Annotated in this window: 13 protein-coding genes; 3 read left to right on the top strand and 10 right to left on the bottom strand. The window is 71.5% G+C overall.

Annotation, left to right across the window (positions count from 1 at the left end; genetic code table 11):
* Window positions 1–30: 30 nt before the first annotated feature.
* The 6 genes from HD599_RS00450 to HD599_RS00425 form a co-directional block, all read right to left on the bottom strand.
* Window positions 31–285: a hypothetical protein gene (locus HD599_RS00450; protein WP_184232621.1), complete on the bottom strand. Its 255-nt coding sequence runs from the start codon at window positions 283–285 to the stop codon at window positions 31–33.
* A 41-nt stretch (window positions 286–326) separates the two neighbouring features.
* Window positions 327–962: a DUF6518 family protein gene (locus tag HD599_RS00445; RefSeq protein ID WP_184232619.1), complete on the bottom strand. Its 636-nt coding sequence runs from the start codon at window positions 960–962 to the stop codon at window positions 327–329.
* Between the two features lie 57 nt (window positions 963–1,019).
* Window positions 1,020–2,081, bottom strand: a complete 1,062-nt coding sequence (locus HD599_RS00440; RefSeq protein ID WP_184232617.1) for an adenosine deaminase — start codon at window positions 2,079–2,081, stop codon at window positions 1,020–1,022.
* Window positions 2,078–3,316 (bottom strand): MFS transporter, encoded by a 1,239-nt coding sequence (locus tag HD599_RS00435; protein WP_184232615.1) that lies wholly within the window; start codon window positions 3,314–3,316, stop codon window positions 2,078–2,080. Before HD599_RS00435 ends, HD599_RS00440 begins: the two co-directional genes overlap by 4 nt.
* Window positions 3,317–3,345: 29 nt before the next feature.
* Entirely contained in the window at window positions 3,346–4,074 is a 729-nt protein-coding gene (locus HD599_RS00430; protein ID WP_184232613.1) for a DUF72 domain-containing protein, read from the bottom strand.
* 115 nt (window positions 4,075–4,189) lie between these two features.
* On the bottom strand, window positions 4,190–4,564 hold the full coding sequence (locus tag HD599_RS00425; protein WP_184232611.1) for a hypothetical protein: 375 nt from the start codon (window positions 4,562–4,564) through the stop codon (window positions 4,190–4,192).
* A gap of 85 nt (window positions 4,565–4,649) precedes the next feature.
* Between HD599_RS00425 and HD599_RS00420 the strand changes: the two genes are divergently transcribed.
* Entirely contained in the window at window positions 4,650–5,843 is a 1,194-nt protein-coding gene (locus HD599_RS00420) for a lipase family protein (protein ID WP_184232609.1), read from the top strand.
* 8 nt (window positions 5,844–5,851) lie between these two features.
* Here the strand turns inward: HD599_RS00420 and HD599_RS00415 are convergent, their stop codons facing one another.
* The 3 genes from HD599_RS00415 to HD599_RS00405 are packed head-to-tail and all read right to left on the bottom strand — an operon-like array spanning window position 5,852 to window position 8,886.
* Entirely contained in the window at window positions 5,852–6,679 is an 828-nt protein-coding gene (locus HD599_RS00415; RefSeq protein ID WP_184232607.1) for an SIP domain-containing protein, read from the bottom strand.
* A 37-nt stretch (window positions 6,680–6,716) separates the two neighbouring features.
* The gene (locus HD599_RS00410; RefSeq protein WP_221420409.1) at window positions 6,717–7,358 is read right to left on the bottom strand and encodes an HAD-IA family hydrolase; all 642 of its coding nucleotides are present in this window, start codon (window positions 7,356–7,358) and stop codon (window positions 6,717–6,719) included.
* Window positions 7,359–7,377: 19 nt separating this feature from the next.
* Entirely contained in the window at window positions 7,378–8,886 is a 1,509-nt protein-coding gene (locus tag HD599_RS00405) for a SulP family inorganic anion transporter (protein WP_184232603.1), read from the bottom strand.
* A gap of 182 nt (window positions 8,887–9,068) precedes the next feature.
* Between HD599_RS00405 and HD599_RS00400 the strand changes: the two genes are divergently transcribed.
* The gene (locus HD599_RS00400; RefSeq protein WP_184232601.1) at window positions 9,069–9,965 is read left to right on the top strand and encodes an ABC transporter ATP-binding protein; all 897 of its coding nucleotides are present in this window, start codon (window positions 9,069–9,071) and stop codon (window positions 9,963–9,965) included.
* Window positions 9,962–11,566 carry an ABC transporter permease gene (locus tag HD599_RS00395; protein WP_184232599.1) on the top strand — a complete coding sequence of 535 codons (1,605 nt, stop codon included), beginning with the start codon at window positions 9,962–9,964 and terminating at the stop codon, window positions 11,564–11,566. Before HD599_RS00400 ends, HD599_RS00395 begins: the two co-directional genes overlap by 4 nt.
* On the opposite strand, the gene HD599_RS00390 is transcribed toward HD599_RS00395, so the two are convergent.
* Entirely contained in the window at window positions 11,559–12,119 is a 561-nt protein-coding gene (locus HD599_RS00390) for a TetR/AcrR family transcriptional regulator (protein WP_184232597.1), read from the bottom strand. The genes HD599_RS00395 and HD599_RS00390 overlap by 8 nt on opposite strands.
* Between the last annotated feature and the right edge of the window lie 5 nt (window positions 12,120–12,124).

The following is a 12,124-nucleotide window of genomic DNA, read 5'->3' as shown; positions in this document are numbered from 1 at the left end:
GGCATCCTGTCGACGGGGAATGGGAGCGGATCACCGGCCCGTGCGGCGGCGAGGGAGGTCGCCCGGGGACGGGGCCGGCGCGGGCAGCTCCTGCTCGGCCTCGGCCTCCTGGAACGCCGAGTACGCGGTCGGGTGGAACAGCTCGTCCACGACGCCGAACGACCCCATCGGCCGGTAGCGCGGGTCGGTGCGACGGCGGCGTCGGGTATCGGCCTTGACGAGCGCCGGAACGAAGAAGAGCACCACGCCGGTGGCGCCCAGCGCGACGGCGATCAGGGGTCCCATGCCGACCACCCTGCCACCGCCGACCGGGATGCGCCAGTGCGTCAGGCGCCGATCAGCGCCGGGAGCCAGACGGCGTAGAACGCGTAGAACACGGCCGCGCCGACGACGGTCAGCGCGGCCGCCAGCGCGATGACTCCGGGCCGCCGGAGCTTCCGGACGGAGACGACCGTGACGAACACGGCGCCGCCCACGATCTGCAGCCACCAGTAGACCGGGCTCGTGCTGTCGGCGATGAGGATCAACCCGTACACACCCTCGCCGATCAGCACCGCGCTCGGCACGGCCACGGCGAGTGCGACGAGAACCGGCCGCGACGAGCGCAGCCATGACGCCGCCAGCCCCACGATCGGGCCGGCGACCGCGGCGACGTAGGTCCACTCGCTCGCCAGTCCTCCCGCGTACGGATACCCGCGCGCCGTCGACACGGCGGCGTAGGTCTCGTTGAGCAGGAGCAGCGCCGCGATACCGAGGATCGCCGCGACAAACCCGCGCGCCCGCGAGAGGTACACGGCGAGGAGCCCGATCATCGTCCAACTGCCCGACGAGTTCGCGAGCGAGCTCAGCCACTCGGGCAGGTACTGCTGGCCGAACGGGGTCAGCGATCCCGCGGCGACCGCGACGAGCGCGACGATGACGGCGGAAACGAGCGCAGCGGCGGGGCGGGATCTCGGTGGCACTTTCCGATACTCGCAGCCGGCTGCGCGGCCCGCGTCGGGCGCGCGGATGACCCCGCGTCATCCGGGCGGCGAGGCTTCGACAGGCTCACCCGCTAGCAGCGCGTCGAGGGCGAGGTGCTCGGCCCGGAACGCGGCCTCGAGCCGGGACCGTTGGCCCGGCTCGCACCACGCGGCGCTCGCACCGGCGAGGGAGATCTGTTTGGCGGCATCCGGCCCGAAGCCCATGGCGGGGAGTACGTCGGTGTACTCGCGGCCGATGTCGGTGCGGAAGAACACCGCGTCGTCGGTCGAGAGAGTCACGTTGAGGCCGCCGGCGATCATGCGCGCGATGCGGTGTTCCGGCCCGAACTGCCAGCCGCTGAGCACGCGCGTCGAGTGCGGCGTGCACGTGATCGGCACCTGCGAGTCGAGCAGGCGGGCGAAGACCTCGGGGTCGTCGACGCTGCGGTAGCCGTGGTCGATGCGTTCGCAGCCGAGATCGTCGAGGGCGACGAGGATGCCGCGGGGATCGGCCGCGAGTGTCTCCCCCACGTGGGCGGTGCGTTGGAGACCGTGGCGTCCGGCCAGCGCGTAGGCGTCGACCCAGGCGCCGGGGCTCTCGGTACCGTCGGGCGAGAGGTCGTCCTGGCCGATGCCGAAGACGCCGTCGCGCGGGTTGTCGATCACGGTCTGCACCAGCTCGGTCGCCGAGCTCGCCCCGAGGTTGCGGTTGATCGCGACGACCAAGCCGAACCCGACGCCGAGATCGACCTCGGCCGCGCGAAGTCCGTCGAGGATCGGGTCGACCACGTCGGCGTAGCTGCGCCCCGGGAAGTTCTGCGGGTTGATGAACGTCTCGCGGTAGCGCAGGTTGCCCTCGGCGACCGCGTCGCGCACGCCGTCGTAGGCGAGCTGGGCGAGGTCGTCGCCCGTCACGAGCACGTCGTGGGCGGCGTTGAACAGCGCCAGGAAGTCGAGCAGGTTGTCCGAGTCGAGGAGCGTGTCGATGTCGCGCGACGCGAGGGCGACGTTGTTCTTGTCCGCGAGCTCGAGCAGCCGGGCCGGCTGCATCGTGGAGACGAAGTGGCAGTGCAGCTCGGTCTTCGGCAGCAGGCGGAGGTAGTCGGGGTAGGAGATCACGCTTGGCTCGATTCTGGGAGGGATGTCGCTTCGACAGGCTCAGCGACCGCAGCAGGCTCGGCGACCGGACGCATGCGCGACGGGAGCACGAGCAGGGCGAGCGCCGCCGTGAGGGCCGAGCCGCAAAGCACCATGACCGGCACTGCCGCGTCGATGCCGGCCACGAGGCCGCCGCCGAGCGTGCCCGCCGCCACACCCACGCTCATCGCGCTCACGACCCAGGCGTTTGCCTCCGTGAGAGCACCGCTGTCGCTGACGCGCGGCACGGTCTCGAACACCTGCGCCAGAGTCGGCGGCAGCATGAACCCCGCCACGACGGCGAGCGCCAGCCAGACCGCGGGCGGCAGGTCGGCGAGCGCGAGCGGCAGGTAGCCGACCGCGAGCGACAGGCCGCACAGCGCGAGCAGGCGCTGCGGCTCGCGGCGCAGCGGACGCAGCGCGAGAGCCGTCGCCCCCGCGAGGGCGCCGAACGCGTTGGCGGCGAGCGCCCAGCCGGCGAATCCGTCGACGCCGTGGTTCTCGCCGAACACCGTGACCGAGATCGTGAGAACCCCTACCGGAACACCCACCCCGAAGGTGAACGCCACCAGGCGCCGGAAGCCCGCATTCGTCACCGGCGACCGGCGAGGAGCAGTGCCGGGGGCGGATGCGCCCGTCGTGCGCGACACCCGGTTCAGCGCGAAGGCGACGGTGCCGACGAGGCCGAGTGCCGCGGCGAACAGCACGTTGCCGGTGGCCCCGAAGGCCGAGATGCCGAGCACCGTGAGCAACGGCCCGACGATGAAGATGACTTCCTGCGCGCCGGCGTCGAGGCTGAACGCGGCCTTGAGCGGTGCGCCGGGGGCGACGATGCGCGGCCAGAGCGCACGCAGCGACGGCTCCAGGGGCGGGGCGAAGAACCCGGCGAGCACCGCGCCCACCAAGGCGAGCGCGGGAGCGTCCCCCGCGAAGAGCGCGACCGCGGCGAAGGAGAGCGAGCTGACCACGGCCGAGACGACGAGCACGAGCGTCTGCCCCGCGCGGTCGACCCAGCGGCTCAGAAGCGGCTGGCCGACGGCGCCCGAGACGATGTACACCGCGGTCATGGCGCCGGCGAGCGCGTAGTCGCCACCCTGCAGACGCACGAGCTGCACGATCGCGAGGGCGGCCATCGCGCTCGGGAGGCGGCCGACCAAGGAGGTGCCGAGCAGGTAGACGGCGCTTGGCGTGCGCACGACGGTGGCGAGCGGGGTCATTCGTCTATTGTGGCGGCCCGTCGACAGGCTCAGGGACCCACGAGGTGCCGCAGGGTCTGCGCGTTGCGCACCGCGTTGCCCCCGCCGTCGTTGTTGAAGTAGGCGAAAACCTCGTGGCCGGATGCCTCCCACTCGTGGATGCGGTCGGCCCACCAGGCGAGATCCTGGTCGGAGTAGCTGCCGCCGTAGAGCGAGTGCTGATCGGGACCGTGCAGCCGCAGGTACACGAACGGCGCGGTGGCCCGCAGGATGCAGGGCAGGTCGGCGCCGCTGATGACACAGTAGGCCGCGCCGTGCCGCTCGAGCAGGCGGAACACGTCCTCGACGTGCCAGCTCTCGTGCCGAAACTCCACCGCGACGCGGATCCAGTCGGGCAGCGCCCCGAGGAAGTAGTCGAGCCGGGCGTCGTCGCGCGGCATGCCCGGCGGCAGCTGCACGAGCAGCACCGCGCGTCTGTCGCCCAACTCGTGCCAGCAGCGGGCTATGCGGTCGATCCACACCTCGGGCGCGTAGAGCTTCTTCGCGTGGGTGAGGCCGCGCGGCGCCTTCACCGAGAGCGCGAACCCGTCGGGCAGTCGGCGCCGCCAGCTCGCGAAGCTCGACTCCCGCGGCCAGCGGTAGAAGCTCGCGTTGAGCTCGACCGTGTCGAAGCGCTCGACGTAGGCGGCCAGTCGGTCGCGGGCGGGCAGACCCGGGCGGTAGAGCACACCGTCCCAGTGGTCGTAGCTCCAGCCGGAGGTGCCGATGCGCGTGACCATCCGGCCACGATAGGCGGCCACGGGCTGGGCGCCGAGGCCTTGCCGTCCCCTGACCTCGCACGCACAATGCCGCGGGCCGACGCGCGACAGGGATCCGCGTTTTCGCTATGCCACCTCAGCGTGGCATGGCGAAAACGCGCCACAGGGGGTACGCCGTGGCCAGCACGAAGACGCAGAAGACCGTCTGGTTCACGAGCCCGAACGCGCCGAACCCGCCGATGGTCGCGGCGACCGTCAGGTTCACCGACACGTCGGCGATCATCACCGCGGCGCCGAGCGCGATGCCGGCGCGCTTCCGCAGGAGGACGAGCACGACGGTGAGCGGGTCGAGCACGGTGAGCGCCACCCAGAACAACCGCGCACCCTCGGGATACCCCGCGTAGACGTCGGGTCCCCCGGTCACCAGATCGGCGATGTGCGTCGTGGTGCCGACGAGGAACCCGGCCGCCCAGAGCAGCTGGATCACCCGGAACCGGAGGGGAAGCGCCATCCGGCCACGATAGGCGGCCACGGATACGGCGGAGAAGCGGTTGCCGTGTTTGCCCTGCGCCCCGCGCGGCCGCCACAATGACGGGATGACAGCACCGCGGACCCGAGGCGCTCTCGCCGTCGCCGTCGCCGCGGCGGTGCTCCTCGCGGGCTGCAGCGCCGTCGACCCCGAACCGGCATCACCCGCGATCGCCGACACCTTCTACGAGCTGCCCGACCCGCTGCCGCACGGGGAACCCGGCGAGATTGTGCGGTCCGAGCCGGTCGAGGACGCGCCGGAGGGGTCGAACGCATGGCGCGTGCTGTACCACTCCACCGATGCGGTCGGCAGCGACATCCTCGTCTCGGGTCTGGTCATCGCGCCGGACTCGCCCGCCCCGATGTTCGGCCGGCCCATCGTGTCGTGGGGACACCCGACGACGGGCGCCGCCGTCGCCTGCGCGCCGTCGCTCAGCGAGTCGCCCTTCGACCAGATCCTCGGGCTGCGCGAGCTGCTCGACGCCGGCGCCGTCGTCGCCGCGACCGACTACTCCGGCCTGGGAGCGGCAGGCCCCGGCTCGTATCTCGTCGGCGCGACGGAGGGTGCGAACGTGCTCGATGCGGCCCGAGCCGCCCGTGCCCTGCCCGAGACCGGCGCGAGCCACGACCTCTACCTCTGGGGCTTCTCGCAGGGCGCACACGCGGCACTGTTCGCCGGCCAGCTCGCCGCCGAGTACGCGCCCGACCTCACGCTGCGCGGGGTCGCGGCCGCCGCGCCGCCCACCGACCTCGCCGCGCTCTTCGCCTCGGGCGTCGAGGACCCGGCCGCACTCGCGCTCTCGGCGTACGCGCTCGACGCCTACTCCTCGGCCTACGCGCACCGCGGTGCCGAGCTGTCGACGATCCTGACCGCGGCGGCCGTGGCCGCAGTTCCGCGGGTGGCCGGGCTCTGCTCGTCGCAGGAGAGCGAACTCGAGGCGCTCGCCACTCCCCTGCTCGGCGGCTACTTCGCCGCCGACCCGCGCGAGGTCGAACCGTGGGCGGGCATTCTCGCCGACAATTCACCCGGCGCGACCGCCATCGGCGTCCCCGTGTTTATCGCGCAGGGCGAGCAGGACACGCTCGTCGATCCCGCCGTGACCCGCGCGTACACCGACCGGGCATGCGCGGCGGGCGAGACGGTCGGCTACCTGTCACTATCGTCGCTCGGGCACGGCGAAACCGCGGTCGGCGCTCTCGAGCCGGTGCTCGACTGGTTCGCCCGCATTCAGAACGGCGAAACGGTGGCGTCGGACTGCTGACCCGCTCCTCAGTCGGCGATCTTGCCGATGGGCTCGCGCTTCTCGGCCTGGAACTTGTCCTCGGTGCGTCCGTGCGCCCAGTAACCCGAGAGCGAGAAGTTGGCGCGCGGGATGCCGCGGGCGGCGAGCGCGGCTCGCACCGCCTTCATCGACTCGCGCTCCCCGTGCGCGAAGACCTGCACCCTGGCGTCATCCGGCCAGACACCGGCGAGCACTGCCTCGGCGAGTGTTTCGGGGCGACGGTCGTCGTCGCCGCGCACAATCCAGTTGACGAGCACGTTGTCGGGCACTGCCAGCAGCTGCACGTCGCTGTCGTCGTGCACCTCGAGGTAGGCGACACCGGCGGCATCGGCAGGCAGCACCTCGAGGGCGGAGGAGATGGCGGGCAGCGCCGACTCGTCGCCGACGAAGACGTGCCAGTCGGTGTCGTCGGCGGGGGCGTACGCGCCGCCGATTCCGGCGAGCACGACCGGGTCGCCCGGTTGGGCAGAGGCGGCCCAGGGTCCGGCGACACCCTCGGTGCCGTGCACCACGAAGTCGATCGCGAGCTGTTCGTTCGCGACATCCACCCGACGGATCGTGTACGTGCGAACGACCGGCCAGTCGTCCTGGGCGAGCGTCTCGCGCAGCGCCGGCACGTCGTAGGGCGGCTCGATGCCGAGCTCGGGCTTGACGAAGACGAGCTTGCTGTACTTGTCGGTGAACTCGTTGAGGCCGAGGTTCGCGAACTCGGGACCGCCGGCGATCACGCGTACCAGCTGCGGGGTGACCCATTCGGTGCGGACGACGGACAGAACGGTCTGGGGGCGCGCCGGGCGCGGGGTCGGTGTGCTCACCCCACTAGCCAAACACGGCTGGCTGGGATTTGCAGGGTCAGACGGTCAGGGTGATCAGGCCGTCGACGACGGTGGCGTGGATGTCGCGGTAGTCGCTGATCGCCGGGAGGTCGGTCGCGATCTCCCCCGCCGCGTCGCCGACGACGACCACGCGCATGCCGGCGGTGAGTCCCGATTCGATGCCCGCGTCGGCGTCTTCGAACACCACGGTGTCGGCGGGGTCGACGCCGAGCAGTGCGGCTGCGGCGAGGTACGGGTCGGGGTGCGGCTTGCCGCGGTCGACGTCCTCGGAGGTGATGACGACGCCGGGGACGGGAACGCCGACCGATTCCATCCGCATGAGCGCGAGACGACGGCCGGCCGAGGTGACGAGGGCGATCCGGTCGGACGGGAGGGAGGCGAGGAAGTCCGCGGCGCCGGGCACCGCGACGACGCCCTCGGTCGTCTCGAACTCGAACGCGGAGAGGTCCTCCTGCACCGCGACCACGTCGACGCCGTCGGGGCCGAAGCGCACGATGGAGTCCTCCATGCGGCGGCCGTGCGACGAGGCGAGGATCGTGTCGAGGTCGAGCCCGAAGCGGTCGGCGAAGCGAGCCCACACCTGCTCGACGACGACGGTCGAGTCGACGAGGGTGCCGTCCATGTCGAAGAGGATGGCGCGGCAGGTGATGGTGGTCATGGAGACCACGGTACCGGTGCTATTGGTTCAGGTGCCCGCTCAGCGTCGCCCGCAGCCGCGCGCTGCGCTCGTCGAGGCCGCGCACCTCCACGGTCGACCCGAGGCCCGCGTACTTCGTCTCGATCGCGTCGAGGGCGGCCACGCTCGACGCGTCCCAGATGCGCGACTCGCTCAGGTCGATGATCACCCGCGCGGGATCGTCCGCGTGGAAGAAGTGGTCGGCGAGCTCGTTGCTCGAGGCGAAGAACAGCGCGCCCCGCACGCGGTACTCGACGGTCGCGGCATCCGGCGCCCCGTATCGCGTCACGCTGAACGCCTGCGACGCCCGCTGCAACAGCAGCAGAGCGGCCAGCACGGCACCGACTCCGACGCCGATCGCCAGGTTGCTGGTGACGACGACGGTGGCGACCGTGATCACCATGACGATGGTCTCGGAACGCGGCATCCGTCTGATGACGCTCGGCCGCACGCTGTGCCAGTCGACCGTGCGCACCGCGACCACCATCATGACGGCGGCCAGTGCCACCATCGGGATGACGGCCATGACGCTCGAGAACACCGCGACGAACAGCAGCAGGAAGACGCCCGCGAACAGGGTCGACAGGCGCGTGCGCGCACGGCCGATCTTCACGTTGACGACGGTCTGGCCGATCATGGCGCAGCCGGCGACGCCGCCCCAGAGGCCGGAGAGGATGTTCGCGACGCCGAGACCCCAGGACTCACGCTTCTTCGACGACGGGCTGTCGGTCATGTCGTCGACCAGCTTCGCGGTGAGCAGGGTCTCGATCAGGCCGACGAACGCGACGGCGATCGCGGTCGGGGCGATCAGCAAGAGCGTGTCGAGAGTGAACGGCACGGCGAACGGGGTGATGCCGGGCAGGCCCCCGGTGACGTGGCCCTCGTCGCCCACGGTGGGCACGGTGATGCCGACCGCGACGGTGATCGCGGTGATGGCGACGATCGCCACGAGGGGCGCGGGCACGATCGTGGTGAGCTTCGGGAACAGCCAGATGATCAGCAGTGTGAGCACGAACAGCGGGTAGACCTGCCACGGCACGTCGACGAGGCTCGCGATCTGGGCGACGAAGATCAGGATGCCGAGGGCGTTGACGAAGCCGATCATCACCGACCGCGGGATGTAGCGCATCAGCCGCGCGAGACCGGTGACGCCGAACACGATCTGGATAAGTCCGGCGAGGATGACGGTGGGGAGGAGATACTCGACCCCCTCCGCGTGCACGAGCGGCGCGACGACGAGGGCCACCGATCCGGCTGCGGCGGTGACCATGGCGGGCCGCCCGCCGAGGAACGACATCGTGATGGCGAGCACGGCAGAGGCGACGAGGCTGTTGACCGGGTCGACTCCCGCGATGATCGAGAAGGAGATGACCTCGGGGATCAGAGCGAGCACGGTGACCGCGCCGGCGAGCGCCTCGGTTCCGATGAGGGCCGGGTTACGCAGGATGGCGGACCACGGCTGGTTACCGCGGGTGTTGAGCTCGCGCGGCGAGAGGGGCGTTCTGGGCACGGTTCACTGTAGGGCCCCTAGCGGGTTGAGCTTGCGCGGTGGAGCTTTGGGAATCGCGCCAGCGATTCTGCGACCCCAGCGCCGAGGGAGCCTGCGACCGAGGTTTACGGGCAATTCCCGGGTTTCGACAGGCTCAACCCGCCTCTTACGGGGCCACCGACTTGGGCGTACGTTGCTGTCTCATGAGTGATCTCGTCATCGAGGCGCGTGGCCTCGACAAGCGATTCGGGCGCGTCCGCGCGCTCGACGGCCTCGATCTCGGCGTGAGCGCCGGCGAGGTGCACGGCTTCCTCGGGCCGAACGGCGCGGGCAAGTCGACCACCATCCGCATTCTCCTCGGCCTCGCCCGGGCGACCGGCGGCACGGCGACCCTTTTCGGCCGCGACCCGTGGACCGACGCCGTCGAACTGCACCGCCGTGTCGCCTACGTGCCGGGCGACGTGAGCATCTGGCCGAACCTCTCCGGGGGCGAGGCCATCGACCTGATCGGGCGGCTGCGAGGCGGCGCCGCCGACCCGGCCCGACGTGCGCGCCTGATCGACGCGTTCCAGTTCGACCCGGGCAAGAAGGGCCGCGCCTACTCGAAGGGCAACCGGCAGAAGGTCGCGCTCATCGCCGCGTTCGCGACCCCCGCCGACCTGTACATCCTCGACGAACCGACGAGCGGGCTCGACCCCGTCATGGAGGCGGTGTTCGACGCCGAGATCCGCCGGGTCGCGGCGGACGGTGCGACCGTCCTGCTCTCGAGCCACATCCTGAGCGAGGTCGAGCAGCTCTGCGACCGGGTGAGCATCATCCGCGCCGGCACGACCGTCGAGACCGGAACGCTCGCGGGGCTGCGGCACCTGACCCGCATCGAGATCTCGTTTGCGGCGGGGCTTCCGGATGACGCGTTGGCCACGATCCCGTCGGCGGGCGACCTCGCGACCACGGGCGGGCGGGTGCGCTTCACGGTCGACAATGCAGAACTCGGCGCGGTGCTGCCCGCGCTCGGCAGGCTCGGCGTGCAGGGGCTCGTGATCGCGCCGCCGTCGCTCGAAGAGCTGTTCCTGCGGCACTACGGGGACCCGGTCTCGTGATCACGCTCGTCCGGCACCGGGTCCGCCGTGACCGGGTGCAGCTCGCGATCTGGATCGTCTGCACCGCCCTGCTCGCGCTGTTCTCGGCCAGCGCCATCGACGACACCTATGGCGACGACCGGGAGCGCGCCGGCATCATGCGGCTCGCGGTCAACAACCCGGCGATCCTGCTGCTGCGCGGCCTGCCGCAGGGTGCCGGGCTGAACGCGTTCGTGTTCTTTCAGATCTTCACCTACCTCGCGCTGATGGCGGCACTGATGAGCACGTTCCTCGCCGTGCGGCACTCCCGCGCGGAGGAGGAGTCGGGCCGGGCCGAACTGATCGCGGCGACGCCGGCGGCACGGACCACCCCGACCGTGGCGACACTCGTGCACGGTGTGCTGGCGAATCTCGTGCTTGGCGCGGCGGTGGCGCTCGGCCTCGTGGCGGGCGGCATGCCCCTCGACGGGTCTCTCGTCGCGGGCCTGGCGACGGGCGCGGTCGGAATCACGTTCCTCGCGGTCGCGCTGCTCGCGGCCCAGTTCGCGCACACCTCGCGCGGGGCGAACTCGATCGCCGTCGCGCTCGTGCTGCTCGCGTTCGTGCTGCGCGGGGTGGGTGACGCCCTCGGCACCCCGTCGGAGGACCAGCTGTCGATGACGAGTGCCTGGCCCAGCTGGCTCTCCCCCATCGGCTGGGGCCAGCACGTCGCGGCGTACACCGCGAACGACCTGACCCCGTTGCTGCTCTGCGTCGCCCTCGCCGCGGTGTGCACCGCGGCGGTGTTCGTGCTGCAGTCCCGTCGTGACAGCGGGGCGTCGCTGCTGCCGAGCACGCCCGGACGGATCGTCGCACGGCCGTGGTTGCGCGGCTCGTTCTCGCTCGCCTGGCGGCTGCAGTGGCCGACGATCGTCGGCTGGAGCATCGGCGGCGCGGTGTTCGGACTGATCTCCGGCAGCCTCTCTGGAGTGATCGTGCAGGCCGCGGCCGAGAACCCCGAGCTCGAGGGCGTGCTGAAGTCGCTCGTCCCGGGATCCGGGACGGTGACGCAGGTGCTCATCTCGGCGATGTTCGAGCTGGTCGGGGTGCTCGCCGCGGCGTGCGCGGTGCAGGCGGTGATCCGCGCACGGCAGGAGGAGTCCGGCGGCACCGCGGAGCTGCTGCTGTCGACGCCCCTCGGCCGGGTGCGCTGGCTGGCGGACTACCTCGTGCTCGGCGTGATCGCGATCACGCTCGTGCTCGCGGCCGGCGGACTCGCCTCGACCCTGGCCGTCTTCGCGAGCGGCGACGACGAGGCGCAGATCGGGGAGTCGTTCGCCGCGGCCGCCGCGCAGTTGCCCGCCGCGCTCTCCTACCTCGGGGTGGTCGCGCTCGTGTTCGTGCTGCTGCCCTCGGTCACGGCGGCGCTCGGCTGGGCGCTGCTCGGGGTCGGCGCGTTCCTCGGGGTGTTCGGCGGACTGGTCGGGTTCCCGGACTGGCTGCGCGACCTCTCGCCCTTCACCCACACGCCCTCGGTCGTGACCGACCGGGTCGACCTCACCGGGGGCTACTGGTTGGTGGCGATCGCGGCGGTCGCGGCATCCGTCTCGTTGGTGCTGATGCGGCGGAGGGAGCTCAGGTGAGCAGCAGCCGCACCGACTCGACGACGACCTCGCGGCGACGGGCGCGCAAGTGGCCCGTGGCGACGGCACCGATCTCGGGCGAAACGAGCGACCACGACATGGCGATCGAGCGCACGAGGGTGAGCAGCTCGACCGGGGAGTAGCGGCGGGGCAGGAGTCCCGACTCGCGGGCCTCGCGCAGGCGGTCGATGCGCGCCTCGTTCGACACGACGAGGGTCTGCAGGGCGGCTCCGTCCGGGCGCTCGAGCTGGTACCAGGTGGTGAGGCGGGAGATGCGCGGGTCGCGCTCGAATGAATCGAACAGGCGGCCGGCGTACCCGGGCAGGTCGGACGGGTCGAATTTGGCCGCCTCGACCGTGGACACCACGACGGCGGCGAAGACCGCGTCGAACAGGGCGTCCTTGCTGCCGAAGTAAGAGTAGATCATCGCCTTGTTGCTGTCGGCGGCGCGGGCGATGCGGTCGACCCTCGCCCCGGCGATGCCGTGTTGGGCGAATTCGGCGGTCGCGGCATCCAGCAGTCTCTGCTTCGTGGCGCCCGCGTCTCTGACCATGCCCG

It is taken from the genome of Conyzicola lurida (assembly GCF_014204935.1).
In the GTDB taxonomy this organism is placed as follows: Bacteria; Actinomycetota; Actinomycetes; order Actinomycetales; family Microbacteriaceae; genus Conyzicola; species Conyzicola lurida.
Note: the sequence above shows the minus strand (reverse complement) of the source record. Positions and strands in the feature narration are given on the sequence as shown.

Excerpts from the sequence above, each read along its gene's own strand:
- HD599_RS00450 (WP_184232621.1), bottom strand. The coding sequence starts at position 285 with ATGGGACCCCTGATCGCCGTCGCGCTGGGCGCCACCGGCGTGGTGCTC.
- HD599_RS00435 (WP_184232615.1), bottom strand. The coding sequence starts at position 3,316 with ATGACCCCGCTCGCCACCGTCGTGCGCACGCCAAGCGCCGTCTACCTG.
- HD599_RS00430 (WP_184232613.1), bottom strand. The coding sequence starts at position 4,074 with ATGGTCACGCGCATCGGCACCTCCGGCTGGAGCTACGACCACTGGGAC.
- HD599_RS00425 (WP_184232611.1), bottom strand. The coding sequence starts at position 4,564 with ATGGCGCTTCCCCTCCGGTTCCGGGTGATCCAGCTGCTCTGGGCGGCC.
- HD599_RS00420 (WP_184232609.1), top strand. The coding sequence starts at position 4,650 with ATGACAGCACCGCGGACCCGAGGCGCTCTCGCCGTCGCCGTCGCCGCG.
- HD599_RS00410 (WP_221420409.1), bottom strand. The coding sequence starts at position 7,358 with ATGACCACCATCACCTGCCGCGCCATCCTCTTCGACATGGACGGCACC.
- HD599_RS00400 (WP_184232601.1), top strand. The coding sequence starts at position 9,069 with ATGAGTGATCTCGTCATCGAGGCGCGTGGCCTCGACAAGCGATTCGGG.
- HD599_RS00390 (WP_184232597.1), bottom strand. The coding sequence starts at position 12,119 with ATGGTCAGAGACGCGGGCGCCACGAAGCAGAGACTGCTGGATGCCGCG.